The sequence below is a fragment of the Duffyella gerundensis genome (assembly GCF_001517405.1).
Taxonomy (GTDB): Bacteria; Pseudomonadota; Gammaproteobacteria; order Enterobacterales; family Enterobacteriaceae; genus Duffyella; species Duffyella gerundensis.
Map to the genome: position 1 here is coordinate 2,317,615 of NZ_LN907827.1, position 14,743 is coordinate 2,332,357.

General features: G+C 52.6%; 14 protein-coding genes. 4 read left to right on the forward strand and 10 right to left on the reverse strand.

Annotated elements, in window-relative coordinates:
• Nucleotides 1–725: 725 nt before the first annotated feature.
• The 10 genes from EM595_RS10800 to EM595_RS10845 all read right to left on the reverse strand — a co-directional run bounded on the left by EM595_RS10800 (nt 726) and on the right by EM595_RS10845 (nt 10,071).
• A complete protein-coding gene (locus EM595_RS10800) occupies nt 726–1,799 on the reverse strand; it encodes an acyltransferase family protein (RefSeq protein WP_067431582.1) in 1,074 nt (357 codons plus the stop codon).
• A 282-nt stretch (nt 1,800–2,081) separates the two neighbouring features.
• Complete coding sequence (gene tcyN, locus EM595_RS10805; RefSeq protein ID WP_067431584.1) at nt 2,082–2,834, reverse strand: L-cystine ABC transporter ATP-binding protein TcyN; 753 nt, start codon at nt 2,832–2,834, stop codon at nt 2,082–2,084.
• The gene (gene tcyL, locus EM595_RS10810) at nt 2,831–3,499 is read right to left on the reverse strand and encodes a cystine ABC transporter permease (protein ID WP_067431589.1); all 669 of its coding nucleotides are present in this window, start codon (nt 3,497–3,499) and stop codon (nt 2,831–2,833) included. The genes tcyN and tcyL overlap by 4 nt, the downstream gene beginning before the upstream one ends.
• Complete coding sequence (tcyJ, locus tag EM595_RS10815; RefSeq protein ID WP_067431592.1) at nt 3,499–4,299, reverse strand: cystine ABC transporter substrate-binding protein; 801 nt, start codon at nt 4,297–4,299, stop codon at nt 3,499–3,501. Before tcyJ ends, tcyL begins: the two co-directional genes overlap by 1 nt.
• Nucleotides 4,300–4,409: 110 nt before the next feature.
• Nucleotides 4,410–5,396, reverse strand: coding sequence for a D-cysteine desulfhydrase (locus EM595_RS10820; protein WP_067431594.1), 987 nt, complete (start codon nt 5,394–5,396; stop codon nt 4,410–4,412).
• Nucleotides 5,397–5,466: 70 nt separating this feature from the next.
• Nucleotides 5,467–5,970, reverse strand: a complete 504-nt coding sequence (gene fliZ / locus EM595_RS10825; protein ID WP_067431597.1) for a flagella biosynthesis regulatory protein FliZ — start codon at nt 5,968–5,970, stop codon at nt 5,467–5,469.
• A gap of 44 nt (nt 5,971–6,014) precedes the next feature.
• Nucleotides 6,015–6,737, reverse strand: a complete 723-nt coding sequence (locus tag EM595_RS10830) for an RNA polymerase sigma factor FliA (RefSeq protein WP_067431600.1) — start codon at nt 6,735–6,737, stop codon at nt 6,015–6,017.
• A gap of 142 nt (nt 6,738–6,879) precedes the next feature.
• On the reverse strand, nt 6,880–7,848 hold the full coding sequence (locus EM595_RS10835) for an HNH endonuclease signature motif containing protein (RefSeq protein ID WP_067431603.1): 969 nt from the start codon (nt 7,846–7,848) through the stop codon (nt 6,880–6,882).
• Nucleotides 7,849–7,962: 114 nt separating this feature from the next.
• Nucleotides 7,963–9,168 (reverse strand): flagellin lysine-N-methylase, encoded by a 1,206-nt coding sequence (gene fliB, locus EM595_RS10840; RefSeq protein WP_067431606.1) that lies wholly within the window; start codon nt 9,166–9,168, stop codon nt 7,963–7,965.
• Between the two features lie 75 nt (nt 9,169–9,243).
• On the reverse strand, nt 9,244–10,071 hold the full coding sequence (locus EM595_RS10845) for a flagellin N-terminal helical domain-containing protein (RefSeq protein ID WP_067431609.1): 828 nt from the start codon (nt 10,069–10,071) through the stop codon (nt 9,244–9,246).
• 826 nt (nt 10,072–10,897) lie between these two features.
• On the opposite strand from EM595_RS10845, the gene fliD reads away from it, so the two are divergent.
• From fliD to amyA, 4 genes are all read left to right on the forward strand, one after another.
• Nucleotides 10,898–12,334, forward strand: a complete 1,437-nt coding sequence (gene fliD / locus EM595_RS10850; protein WP_067431612.1) for a flagellar filament capping protein FliD — start codon at nt 10,898–10,900, stop codon at nt 12,332–12,334.
• 20 nt (nt 12,335–12,354) lie between these two features.
• Nucleotides 12,355–12,762: a flagellar export chaperone FliS gene (gene fliS, locus EM595_RS10855; protein ID WP_067431615.1), complete on the forward strand. Its 408-nt coding sequence runs from the start codon at nt 12,355–12,357 to the stop codon at nt 12,760–12,762.
• Complete coding sequence (fliT, locus tag EM595_RS10860) at nt 12,762–13,118, forward strand: flagella biosynthesis regulatory protein FliT (protein WP_067431618.1); 357 nt, start codon at nt 12,762–12,764, stop codon at nt 13,116–13,118. The genes fliS and fliT overlap by 1 nt, the downstream gene beginning before the upstream one ends.
• A gap of 124 nt (nt 13,119–13,242) precedes the next feature.
• Complete coding sequence (amyA, locus tag EM595_RS10865) at nt 13,243–14,724, forward strand: alpha-amylase (protein ID WP_067431621.1); 1,482 nt, start codon at nt 13,243–13,245, stop codon at nt 14,722–14,724.
• Nucleotides 14,725–14,743: the final 19 nt, after the last annotated feature.

The following is a 14,743-nucleotide window of genomic DNA, read 5'->3' on the forward strand; positions in this document are numbered from 1 at the left end:
CCTGAAATGTTCACCTCCTCAGCGGTGGTGATGCCTCCTCAAGGTCAACACCCAAGTCAAAACCCACGTCAAAACCCAAACATCTAAGCCAAAACCAACAAAGGCAAAGGCAAAGGCAAAGGCAAAGGCAAAGGCAAAGGCACTTCAATTTTTAGTTTCAGATATCAGATTAAGGAGCATGGATTCTGGGTTCTGGGTTCTGGGTTCTGGGTTCTGGATTCTGGGTTCTGAATTTCGAGCTTTGAGCTTTGAGCTTTGAGCTTTGAGCTTTGAGCTTTGAGCTTTGAGCTTTGAATTGTAGGGTTGGAGTTTTAGGTTTTATTTAGAATTTCATCTTTTATCTTTTCGATTTTGACCTGGGTTTTGACCTTGAGGAGGCATCACAAACGCCGAGGGAAAAGTGTTTTCCAGGACGAGCCGCAGGGATGCGGCGAGAAGGCGCGTTGAGCCGGGAGCGAATCGCGCCGGGTCCGTCAGGAAAACGCTTTTGCCGAGGGCACCCGCGCAGCGGGCGGTTGTGTTTGCCGGATAGCGCGGGTGCAGGGCCGGGGCGACTGCCGGCCCTGCTCGGGCTGCCTTCAGGCAGAACGAAATGGCCTTTGACCTGGCCCTTAAAAGGCGGCCTGCCTTCAGGCAGAACGAAATGGCCGTTGACCTTAAAGACGTTGACCTTAAAGCCGCCTGCAAGGCAAAGCCCGCCCGCTTCCGGGCATTCCCCCCTCCCCTTAGGCTTTCTTCTTTATGCCAATCAGCGTCGGGAATATAAACAACGATTTCCCCAGTCCGCGGTTAGTCAGCGTCCAGACGCCCACCGAACAGACTACGCAGAGCACCACCATCAGCAACGGATAGAGACTGGCCCACAGGAAGGCGAACAGCGGTATCTCGAACAACCCGTGGCGCTGAGCGAACAGGATCGCCGACATGCCAAAAAACTCGATAAAGATGCGGTGGATAACGTAGATCTGCAGCGTATTTTTGCCGACCCAGTTGAGGGCCGACATGTTAAAGCGGGCGTTAAGATAGCGGCACAGCGCCACGCTAGCCAGAATGGTCAACACGCACATAAACAAACTCTTATCCAGGCCGAACAGCATGTGAACACCGGCTAACACCGCCAGCGCGGCCCAGGGCACGATATTCTCACGTCGCCATTCGCTGAGTTTCAGCATGGTGTTGCTCCAGTAGGCGCCCAGCAGGAAGTAGACAAAATATTGTCCGACGCTCTGCGGCCCCCAGAAAGGAATAACCCGCTCTACCGACAGGTAATTAAGTGCCACCGCAAGCAAGAGTAATATTAACGGTTGGCGACGGAAAATCTTGGCCACGAGGAAATAAAGCGCTAAACCATATAAATACCAGGAGGTAGTCATGGCTAAAAAGGTGAGTTTAATAAACTCAAGCAGCGAACCGGCATAAGAAGCATTAAGGTTCTGAGAAATACGCTGGCCGGTTATTTCTGTAGAAATGCCGTATATCGACATCCACTGAATAAAGCTCCATAAAATATAGAGATAGAACAGATTGGTAATACGGCTGGTAAAGACATTTTTCCAAGGACGGTTGACGATGCCGTTTGCCGCCAGCAGGCCGGAAACAAAGAAGAAGGCAGGCATGCGCAGCGGCGACAGCACAGTGTTGAACGTGACCCACAGCTCGGCTGGCAGGCTACCCGCGCTAAGCGATTTCAGCGTACCGGCAAAGCCGGGCAAGACCACATGATAAAGCACCACTAATAATATACAGGCGCCTTTAAGCGTATTAATCCACAGAATCTCTTCTGTTTTACCGTTATTCATTGCACAGACTCCGGCTATTCAGGTCACAAACAGGGAATAGTCCGCTTTCATGACGAAGACCCTATTAATAGCAATCCCGGCAGGCAATGAATGTAGCTATTATCCTAAAAGAAATTATTGGCCGTGGAATATGCAAAAGTCGAAATAAACTGAATCTTATTTACAAACTCGACAACCTATTTTTAGCGGATGTTATTTCAACTTATTTTGCTGAATCCGCCTGCACGGATTCAGCATAAGTTGCGCTACACTTTCAGACTTAACTGCAATTTTTTATTCCAGTTAATTATTGAGGAATTTCTCGAGGAATTGTTTGGTACGGGTTTCCTGCGGCTGTGAGAACAGCATTTTTGCTGCGCCCTGCTCCACAATCTTGCCCTGATCCATAAAGATTGCCCGATCGGCCACGTCGCGAGCAAAGCTCATTTCATGGGTCACGATCACCAGAGTGCGCTTCTCTTCCGCCAGTGAACGAATGGTGTTTAACACCTCGCCCACCAGCTCCGGATCCAGCGCCGAGGTTGGCTCATCAAACAGAATCACCTCCGGCCGCATCGCCAGCGCACGGGCAATCGCCACGCGCTGCTGTTGACCGCCAGAAAGCCGCCGCGGATAGCTCTCCTCTTTGCCCTGCAGGCCAACCTTCAGCAGCAGCTCGCGCGCCCGGGCGATCGCCTCCGCTTTGGGTTCACCTTTCACAATCACCGGGCCTTCAATGATGTTTTCAAGCACCGAGCGGTGCGGGAACAGATTGAAGTTCTGGAACACAAAGCCCACCTGCTGACGCAAACGTCGCACCTGCTCTTTCTGCTTGTTCAGCGATTGCTCCGCGTTAACGGTGATATCACCGACGCGAATGGTGCCGCCGTCGGGCTGCTCCAGCAGATTAATGCTGCGCAATAGCGTGGTTTTGCCGGAGCCGCTCGGCCCGATAATCGCCACCACTTCACCACGCGCCACCTGCAGATCGATGCCGTGCAGCACCGTCTGGCCATTGAATTTCTTGACCAGCTTACTGACTTCAATGGCACTCATTTTGACTCCCGATCCTGACGATTAACGTGGTTTTCCAGCCGGTTTTGCAGGGCAGAAAGCAGCGTCGCCATCACCCAGTAAATCAGCGAGGCGGCCAGATACATGGTGAATACCTCCAGCGTGCGCGAGGTGATCAGCTGCGCCTGACGAAACAGCTCCGGCACCTGAATGGTGGCCGCCAGCGAGGTATCTTTCACCAGGCTGATAAAGCTGTTGCCCAGCGGCGGTAACGCGGTGCGTGCCGCCTGCGGCAGGATGACCCGACGCAGTGTCTGCCATGAGGTCATGCCGATGCTGGACGCCGCTTCCCACTGTCCACGCTCAATAGACGCGATAGCGCCGCGCAGCGATTCCGAGGCGTAGGCCGCGGTATTCAGCGACAGGCCAATCATCGCCGACGGGATGGGATCCAGTTCGATGCCAAACTGCGGCAGGCCGTAATAGATCATAAACAGCTGAGCGATCAGCGGCGTACCACGAAAGATGGAAACATAAATGCGTGCCAGCCAGTTAACGGGCCAGAAGCGTGACAGGCGCATCAGCGCCAGCACAAAGCCGAGCACCAGGCCGAAAAACATGCCGCCGATGCTCAGCTGCAGGGTAAACAGCGCCCCTTTTAATAAAAAAGGTGCTGAATCCAGCACCAGTTGAATACTTTCTTGCATTATTTAGTCACGTCCGCGCCAAACCATTTCTGTGACAGTTTGCTCAGCGAACCATCTTTCTGCATCTCGGCGATGGCCTGATCGATCGCCTTCAGCAGATCGTCATTGCCCTTACGCAGCGCCACGCCTGACTCCTGACGGGAGAAGGCCGGGCCCGCTACCGCCATGGTGTTGCCGGTTTTCTTCACCAGATCCAGCGCGGCCAGACGATCGACCAGGATCGCATCAAGACGACCAGAACGCAGATCCTGATACTTGGTTGGGTCATCATCGTAGGTACGGATGTCGACGCCCTTCACGTTCTCGCGCAGCCACTGCTCATAGTTCGAGCCGAGACCTACGCCCACTTTTTTGCTGGCCAGATCTTCCGGCTTGTTCACGCTGCCCGCTTTGTCTTTACGCGTCAGTGCCTGAATACCGGAAACGGTGTATGGCGTGGAGAAGTCATATTTTTTCTTACGATCGGCGGAGATGGTCACCTGATTGATCACCACGTCGATGCGTTTGGAATCCAGCGACGCCAGCATGCCATCCCATTTGGTTGGCTTCAGGCTCGCCTTCAGGCCAAGGTGCTGCGCCAGCTGCTCGGCAAATTCCACCTCAAAACCGGTGAGCTTACCGTTTTCATCCTGGAAGCTGAACGGCGGATAAGTGCCTTCCAGACCGACCAGCAGCGTGCCGCGCTCTTTGACCTTGTTAAGCAGGTTTTCAGCCGCGTGCGTTTTCACATTCACACCGGCAACCAGCGCCAGCGCAACTGCTCCCATCACCAGGTGGCGACGAGCCAGAGAAAAGTTCATATCAGTACCCCGTTGTTATGATTTTAGGCCCGCAGGCCGGTCCCCACATCAGCGGCAAACTGCCGCCGTTATTTTTACTGTGCGATTCTAGCGTAGTTTATCTGGCGAAATTAGACCGAAGGGTGATAAGCAAATAACGCAGGCGCACCGCCGGTATGAATAAACAGCAGCGGGCCTTCGCGGCGAAAGCGCTGTTGACGAATACCGTCGATCAGCCCGGCCATCGCCTTGCCGGTGTAAACCGGATCGAGGAAGATGCCTTCGAGCCGCGCCAGCAGTTTGATCGCCTCCATGCCCTCTTCATTTGGCTCGCCGTAGCGCGGGGCAAAATAGTCATCCCATAAGACGATTGGCGCCTGGCTGGTGAGGTTCATCGACTGCGCCAGCTGCTGTTGAATCAGCGCCACTTTCGGCCGCTGTTCATCAGCTTTGCGCGAAACCGTCACGCCAATTAGCTCGCTTTCCGGCAGCAGTTGTTCCAGGCCCACCGCCAGCCCGGCGTGAGTACCTGCGCTGCCCGAGGCGACCACCACGGCGGCAAAATCGACCACGCCTTCGCTCTGATGGGCGATCTCCTGCGCGCACTCGATGTAGCCCAGCGCGCCCAGCGCATTAGAGCCGCCAACCGGTACAACATAAGGGCGAAAACCCTGTGCTTCAAGGCGCGTGGCTTCTTCCTCCAGCTGCGCCTGCGGATCGTGCAGGGCATTCACCATCACGATTTCAGCATCCAGCAGATCGAGCAGCAGGCGGTTACCGTTGTGCAGGTAGTTATCGGCGGAAGTTGCCAGCGGGTTTTCCAGCAGCGCGACGCACTTCAGCCCCAGCTTTGCGGCTACGGCGGCGGTCTGGCGAACATGATTTGACTGAATAGCACCGGCGGTGAGCAGCACATCGGCACCCTGACGCAGCGCGTCGGCGGCCAGATATTCCAGCTTGCGCAGCTTGTTGCCGCCCAGCGCCATCGGCGTCAGGTCGTCACGTTTGATGAAAATATCACGGCCAAGGAAATCGGAAAATCGCGGCAGATGCTCTAAGGGCGTTGGGGCGCCGAGCAGTTCCAGCTTGGGGAAAGGAATAAAGGATTGTAAGGACAACGTAGCCTCCACGCTCGTTTGACTCAGTTATCCTTACAGTGTTGCAGAAGATGACCTCGCGGTCATCCTGCTAAGCGCGCTGCCAGCCTAAAAACTGGTCATACTTACGCAGCGCGATACGGTAGTTATTGTTCCCCGCATCGGGCAAATCCTGCTCAAGACACTCATGCCAGCTGTTGCCGCTGAGTCGTTCTGGCGGAAAGTTTTTCGCTTTCAACATGTCGTCAAGACGACGCAGGCGAACCACATACTCACGAATGGTGCTGTGGCTCATCTCGGTCTCTTCAAACAGATACTGTTTGAACGCCATGATGTCGAAATAGTTAGGGTGCGTGTTGCAGAAAATATCGCTGCAAAAACGGCACAGCGCGGTCAGCTCATTCTGCAATTTCATCCACACCAGATCGTCGATCGGCTGATCCATCCGGGCAATGGCTTCTTTGTTAATGATCTGGCCACGAAACACCAGCGCCATACGATCCAGCACTTTGTCACAATGTGAACAGTTGGTCTGGCTGTGTTTGTAGTCTTTCAAGTAACGGCTTAACGGTCTTGTTTTTGTTCTGGTTCCCATTCAAAAGTCCCCGGTTATCTTCTGGTAAGCGAGAACTGATGCTGTCAGCGCGCTCCCGTTAACCGGGCACGCAGACGTTTTATCGCCTGACTGTGCAGTTGGCTGACCCGTGATTCCCCCACGTCCAGCACTGCGCCAATCTCTTTCAGATTCAGTTCTTCCTGGTAATACAGTGTCAGCACCATCTTTTCGCGATCGGGCAGGGCTTCGATCGCTTCGATGACACGTTCACGCAGACTCCCTTCCATCAACTGATGAAGCGGATTTGCCTCTTCATGCCCTTCCGTCACCAGCTCCGCACTATCGCCGTGTTCTTCACGATATTCGTCGTAGGAGAAAAGCTGGCTATTGTTCGTGTCGAGCAACATTTGCCGGTACTCTTCCAGCGAAACATCCAGCTGTTGAGCCACCTCCTGCTCGGTTGCCGCCCGCCCTAAGGACTGCTCAACGCGATGCATGGCACCGGAGACCTCACGCGCGTTACGACGCACGCTGCGGGGTGCCCAGTCGCGGCTGCGCAATTCATCCAGCATCGCGCCACGAATACGCTGCACGGCATAGGTGGTAAAGGCTGTGCCCTGTAGCGCGTCGTAGCGCTCAACGGCATTCAATAAGCCAATCCCACCAGCCTGCAATAAATCATCCAGCTCTACGCTGGCGGGCAAACGCACCTGCAGGCGTAGCGCTTCGTGGCGCACCAGCGGGATGTAGCGCTGCCACAGCGAGTGCTTGTCCATTACTCCATCGGCGGTATAGAAATCGTTCACATTGACTACCCTGCGTTAAAGATGTTATCGGCATGATTATCCGATCCTGTAGGGTATTTGATTGGTGGAATAGACGGGGTAAAGCGAGGCTATTCAGAATATTCTTAACAATGGCAGCGACGTTTATCACTGCCAATTGGGGTTAACGCAGGCGGCGCAGGCGCTCGCGGGTGGTGGCCGGAACAAGATGCCAGAGCTGGCAAGGCTTGCCGCTAATCTGTTGATAAAACTCACTGAGTTTATTTTCTGTCGCGTCAGCCGAAGCGATGGAAACTTCGCCAGAATCAGCATGAATGCTTAACAATTTATTGTTAAATAGTCGCTGTAGGTCACTACGTAAGAACAGGCCGTTATCAACATTATTATCTGCCAGAAACCCCTCTTCATTTTCCCGCGTATCGATATGGCACGCTTCGACCCACGGCGTTAGCGGATTGGCGGTCAATGGCGTGCCGGTGATGACGCAGGCGCCATAGCGCGCCCTTACCGCCTCAGCGAATGCCGTCTGGCTGGCACGCTGCCACAGCCGTGCCTTGACGCGACGTCCTACCTGCGTACCGGGCATCACCGCTGCCGGCACCTTCAGCAGCGGGCTTTGCAGCACCACGATGAACTGAATGCGCCGCGACTGCGGGAAACAGGCGTGCGCCTGCGCATCATAAAGCTGCCAGTACGCCTCTTCGCCTTCGTAACGCATGATCGACAGCGTGTAACCGCGGCTGGTAAACAAGTTCTGTGCCGCCGCCGACGCGGGATCGAGCATGGCGTAGACCCGACTTTCACCCATGATCCGCCACAGGTTGTCACGTCGCTCCGCCTCACCGCGGCGTAAATAGAGGAATGGCAGCTGCTGCTGCAGATAGTGCTCCAGCCGTCGCAGGTAGTTTTTGCGTTCGTTGTCGTTGGCCACGAACAGCAGCTCATCCAGCGGGCTGTTGCTCTCTTCGTTGGCGAAAATAGCGCGGATGACCATGCTGCGGTTGCTGGTTGACGGGCTCAGCAGGCCGCGCGCCGTCAGCTCTTTCTCATCCGGGTATTTTTCGGCATAGCGCTGCGCAATCTCCTCAAAGCTGAGCAACGCGCCGGGTAATAAGTCGTTATTAAAGCGCATAGACACTCCGGAAAAAGGAAGCGAAAAAGTTAATATGCTGTAAGAATATCTGGATAAAAAGAGAGCCTGCGGTGCGCCCGTTGATCACAGGCACACCATTTTTACGTCAGCTGACTATTTCAGCAGGTGCAACAGGGAGATGTTGTCATTCATTTTAAATGCATCAATATGCATGTAGAAATTATCGCTGGCCTGCTTGTTATGCTTGGTCAGAGAGTGAAAGCTATAAATAATATTGACCACATCATCCTGGCTCAGCTCGCCAGTGCTTTTAACCTGTGCCACCAGCAAATTCTTAATCATCAACCATTCAGAGGTTAACAAATAGAGTGCCGAGAGCGGTTCACGACTCGTCAGGGAAGGAAAGCGATCGTGATAAATACGATACTGGAAATAGTTGCCGATCAGCCAGGGTGAGTCCTGCAGAAGCGGTAAAACCTTCTGCTGCCATAACAGACTGTTTTCGGCCATCAGCTGGCTCTTGCTGGCATCATCCTGATCCTGCAAAGCATCAAGATTCAACAGTTGAAGATAACGGCTGAAGGTGGCAAAACCGCGCGAGCCCGGCCGAAGTTGAATAAAATGCTGCATATTATTCAGTAGCGCATAATGCAGCAGGTAGTGTGGCTCAATAGCGTGCATATGCGCCACCACCTCACCCTTCTCCAGTGAGTCGCTCAGCGCCAGGAACGTGTTTTCCAGCTGCGCAACATCATCAGCATTATCCAGCGAAACCTTATCCAGCTTCAGGCAGAGTAGCGCGATGGCATAAAGTCCCTGCTCGACCTGCACACCACATTTCGCCATCAACAACGAGCACATCAGATTAAGTAATTTTTCCGCATCCTGATATTCAGGTGCGCTGTTAAACAACTGCCGCAGCAGCTGCTTCTCCTGAACCTGCATGCCATCAGGATGAGTGAGTAGCAGGCGCGCCGCTTCCGGACAGGATAAGGTCAGGGTATTAAACTCATCACGACGCTTTTGTATAGAGACGCGCGGATAAGTGGAACAGGTATGGCTCAGGGCGGAAGCGCCTAAACCCGCATGAATTTTGCAAAGCTTTTTCTCATCCAGAAAGCCACACTGGCCAGAGGCATCCAGTTTAATCTGCGCCCAGTTAGCCACGCTTTTTTTGGTGACGCTGATATGTTCAGTCGCCAGCGCGCGGATATCGATACGCTTCGCCTGCAAATAACGATTAGCCGATTTTTTATCCAGCTGAATATTCCAGCCGCCACAACAATGCTCAGGACAAGCCGAACCCACACAGGCAAATTTCTCAACGAATTGCGGTTCAAATAACGTTAAGGTTTTCACGGATTCTCCTGAGCAATTTATGCAGATGAAAAAGGCGACATCGCGTCGCCTTTTGATTTAAATATTGTTGAGCTATTAGCCCTGCAGCAGAGACAGCACGCCCTGTGGAACCTGGTTCGCTTTAGACAGTACGTTAGTACCAGCCTGTTGCAGAATCTGAGCACGTGACATGTTTGAAACTTCAGTGGCGTAGTCAGCATCCTGAATACGAGACTGTGCAGCAGACAGGTTAGTCGACGTGTTGTTCAGGTTGTTGATAGTTGACTCAAAACGGTTCTGTACCGCACCCAGGCCGCTACGAGCGGTATCGACTTTAGCGATTGCATCATCGATAGTTTTCAGTACGGTGTCGCTTGGCGTTTTCAGGTCAACAGCGTTCACACCCAGAGTTGTGGTGTCAGCTTTAGCGCCTGACAGGTCCAGAGTGATGGTTTCTTTGTCGTTTGCGCCAACCTGAATAGAGACTTTACCACCAGTACCAGCAGAACCGTCCAGCAGTTTGGTGCCGTTGAAAGTAGTCTGACCAGCAACACGGTCAATCTCGTCCAGACGCGCTTTAACTTCATCCTGCAGTGAAGAGAGGTCGGTAGTGGTGTTGGTACCGTTGTTAGCCTGAACAGCCAGCTCACGAACGCGCTGTAAGTTGGTGTTGATCTCGTTCAGTGCGCCTTCAGCAGTCTGCGCCATTGAGATACCGTCGTTGGCATTACGTGAAGCCTGGTTCATGCCGCGGATGTTAGAACTCATACGGTTGGCAATCGCCTGACCAGCAGCATCGTCTTTCGCGCTGTTGATACGCAGACCAGAAGAAAGACGCTCAATCGCAGTGCCCAGAGCGGACTGAGATTTGTTCAGGTTGTTCTGAGTAGACAGAGACAGAATGTTAGTATTGATAACGGCCATGATAACAGTCCTTTAAATTAGTTTAGGGTTTGAGCGAGATATCTGTTTGGCACCTCTCTCAGTCATAACATGTATCGGCACCACTTTGGGTTGCTTTAGAAAAAAGTTTATAAAATTTTAAAACTCTTTGTTTTTCAGATGATTAATTATTAAAATTTTTACTTATTCTATTATCAGATAAGCGTAAGGCGATTCAACTTGCTCTAAAACCGCCCTACTAAAGATAAAAGAAAGCGTTTTTTATTTAATTTTTAAACCGTCCTGAAAAAAATTGAGCTTATTTGCCCACTTTTTTCTTCTCTATATTACTGACAACACCTATATCGGCCATAACAGCATGCTGTTTACTAAAAACGACTTTTTATTTTCTATAGCACGCAACGGTATGCTCGTTTCGCTAAAGCAAGGAAAGGTTTGCTTCTCTACAGAGATAAACAGACCTTCCCTAAGAGAGAATGGGTTTGCTTCTTTGCAGAGAGAAACAGTGTGCTTCTATATAGAGAGAAAAGAGGCCCCTCTCTGTAAGGACGGTATCGCTATCTGGCGTGATAAAGGAGGTTGGGCTGTGGTTGCCAGCAAAGCATCCCGGCGATCTGCAAGGGGGGCTGCCACGGCCCGCCTTCTATAAAGGTGAGAGCGCTATCGGTGTAAATGCTCTGCTGCTGTACCTCAACTCTCCTCTGTTTCTGTCGGCAACGGCTAATCGTAAGAAATAGCGTACCGATGGCGTTCAACTCGGCGCTTCACTGCAGAAAAAAACCGGTAAACTTTCGCGCATACCCGCCGATAACTCGTAGACAATTGCAAAGCTGAAAAAGGAAATATCATGGCCGCCATTAGTAACCTGGGCGTAGGTTCCAACCTTGATCTGAGTTCTTTGTATGACAAGTTAGAGGCTGCTGAAAAGTCCAAGCTAACGACAATTACCACTCAACAGACAAATTCCCAAAGCAAATTAACCGCTTTGGGTAAATTGCAAAGCTCATTACAGAGCCTGCAAACGGCAACAACGGCATTGGCTAAAGTCGATACCTTTAATGCGACTGCGGTAACCAGTACCAATACGGCATTCAGCGCGACTACCGCCAGCTCTGCCGTTGTCGGGAGCTATTCAGTTTCGGTAAGCCAGATTGCCTCCGCACAGACGCTGGTGTCGGGCTCACTGGCCAGTAATACGGCACCGCTGGGCGCCACCACCGGCGGCACCCGCACGCTGTCCATTCAACAGGGCAGCGGTACACCGATTACGCTGACGTTAACCGATGATCAGACGTCATTAGCTAACGTAGTTAAAGCCATTAATACCAGCGGTGCCAACGTTGCCGCCACCACTATCAAAGGCAGCGACGGCAACTATCATCTGTTGCTATCGTCCAAAGCAACCGGTACTTCAAATGATATGACAATCAGCGTATCAGGCGACGATACCTTGCAGGCGGCCATCGGCTACAGCGCTGGCGGCAGCAGCAATGGCATGAGCGTACAGACGGCATCAAAAAATGCCAAACTGGAAGTAAACGGCATTGCCATTGAGAGTGCCAGCAACACGGTAAACGGCGCGCCGGAAGGCGTAACGCTAACCCTGAAATCGGCCACCACCGCACCGGAAAATCTTGAGGTAAGTCGCTCGGTTGACTCAGTAAAAACCGCGATCAAGAACTTTGTCACTGCCTATAACAACGTTAACGCCGTCATTGCCAGCGCAACCAAATATACCCCGGTTGCCAAAGGAGATGATCAGGCGTCAAACAATGGCGCCCTGCTGGGTGATAACACGGTTCGCACCGTGCAGGCACGTTTACGCAGTCTGATTTCCAGCCCGCAGAGTGGCGGTTCAGTGGCAATCCTGGCACAGCTGGGCATTACCCAGGATCCTACGGTTAACCCAGACGGTTCTACGGGCAATCTGGTGATTGATGACACCAAGCTGACCAAGGCGCTGAATGAGACACCGCAGGCCGTTACGCAGTTCTTTGTTGGTGATGGTAAAACCTCCGGTCTGAGTACCCAGTTAGGCACGTCCTTAACTGACATGCTCAGCACCAGCGTTGGTAAAGAAGGCTTGATGAAAAATGCCACCGACGGCATTAACAGCAAGCTGGATCTACTGGGCGATCGCTATGAAGCGATGCAGGACCGTATTGATGCCACGATGGCGCGTTATAAAGCGCAATTTACACAACTTGATGCGTTTATGTCCAAGATGAATGCAACATCAAGTTATTTGACCCAGCAGTTTAGCTCAAGTTCTGACTCAAAATAGCTTGAGTAGGGAGTCACCAAATGTATAACCAGTCAGGGGCCGCCGCCTATGCTCGCGTCGGCCTGGAAAGTGCCGTGATGAGCGCCGATCACGATCAGCTCGTTACTATGCTTTTCGATGGCGCACTGAGTGCGCTGGTCCGTGCGCGCCTGTTTATGCTGGAAAATGATATCCAGCAGAAAGGTGCTGCCCTTACCAAGGCCATCAATATTATCGAAAATGGTCTTAAACATGGTTTAGAAGAAAACAGCGGCGACGAACTGACGGACAACATGATGGCGTTATATGCCTATATGGTGCGCCGTCTGTTACAGGCTAATCTGCATAACGATACGGCGGCAGTGGAAGAAGTTGAAGGCCTGTTGCGTAATATCGCCGATGCATGGAAACAATCGTTGGATCCCGCCACCTTCCAGGACGCTGTCTAATGGCTATCGAACCGCATCTGCTTATGACCTACCAGAAACTTTTATCACTCAGCCAGACGATGTTACATCTGGCCTCCGCAGGAAGCTGGGATGCGCTAATCGAAACGGAAGTTGATTACATTGGTGCGGTTGAACGCCTGTCGCAATCTACACAGGCGTCGCCAATTTCTTCCCAGGCACTGACTCAGTTGCGTCCTGTATTACGCAACATTCTTGATAATGAGGCGCAGGTCCGCGTTTTGCTGCAGGAAAGGATGAATGAACTGGCCGGCTTGGTGACTCAGTCTAACAAGCAGAAATCACTTAACAGCACGTATACATCGATGCGCGGCAACATCCTTTACCCGCAGGATTAACCTTAATCCCCCGCTACGTTAGATTGTGCGGTTTAACAAGAAGAAATATATTTCTGCTAAACCGCGCGTTTCGCTTAACCTCCTCCATACTTCAATTCTCAGGCAGACACATTGGAGCACGGAGATGCAAAACCCCACGTTGTTGCAGTTTTTCCACTGGTATTATCCGGATGGCGGCAAACTCTGGCCTGAAGCTGCGGAACGCGCGGCCTGGCTAGGAGAAATTGGTATCAGCGCGGTTTGGCTGCCACCGGCCTATAAAGGGGAATCAGGCGGCTATTCAGTCGGTTATGATACCTACGATCTGTTTGACCTTGGCGAGTTTGATCAAAAAGGCAGCCAGGCCACCAAATATGGCGACAAAGCGCAATTACTCAACGCGGTGGATAAACTGCGCCAGCATAATGTTGGCGTGATCATGGACGTGGTGCTCAACCATAAAATGGGCGCTGACGAAAAAGAGACCATGGCGGTCAACCGCGTCAATCCTGACAACCGCGAAGAAATTAGCAGCGAAGAGATCGTGGCGGAAGCCTGGACGAAGTTCTCTTTCCCGGTGCGTGATGGCCAGTATTCAAAATTTGTCTGGGACTACAAATGCTTCAACGGCGTTGACCATATCGAAAACCCGGATGAAAACGGCCTGTTTAAGATCGTCAATGATTATACCGGCGACGGCTGGAACGATCAGGTCGACGGCGAGCTGGGCAACTTCGACTATTTGATGGGTGCCAACATCGATTTCCGCAACACCGCGGTGACCGAAGAGCTGAAATACTGGGCGCGCTGGATGATGGAACAGCTGCCGTGCACCGGTTTTCGTCTGGATGCGGTGAAGCACATTCCGGCCTGGTTCTATAAAGAGTGGATCGATCACATTCAGGACGTCGCCCAGGACCCGATGTTTATCGTGGCCGAATATTGGTCGCACGACACCGACACGCTGATGAACTATATCCATCAGGTTGAAGGCAAAACCATGCTCTTTGATGCGCCGCTGCAGATGAATTTTCATCAGGCATCAAAGTCAGGCTCCTCTTACGACATGAGCACCATCTTTGATAATACGCTGGTAGAGCGCGATCCGTTCCATGCGGTGACCATTGTCGCCAACCACGATACGCAGCCGTTGCAGTCGCTGGAAGCGCCGGTGGAACCCTGGTTTAAGCCGCTGGCCTATGCGCTGATTCTGCTGCGTGAACAAGGTGTGCCTACCGTGTTTTATCCCGACCTGTTTGGCGCCAGCTATGGCGACGAAGGCAGCGACGGTGAAACACATCAGGTGGAGATGCCGGTGATACCGGAACTGGAAGCGTTGATTCGCGCGCGCCAGCAGTATGCGCACGGCGTGCAGACCAACTATTTCGATCATCCAAACTGCGTGGCGTTCAGCCGCAGCGGCACCGCTGAACAGCCGGGCTGCGTGGTGGTGCTCTCCAACGGCGACGAAGGCGAAAAAACCGTGGCGCTGGGTGACGGCTTTGCCAATACGCAGTGGCGCGATTATCTCGGCCATCGCGATGATCTGGTGCAGTGTGATGAGGCGGGCAATGGACAGTTCCGCTGTAACGGCGGCAGCGTAAGCGTCTGGGTAAAAGCGGACTAAAATGGGCTGAAGCAACAAA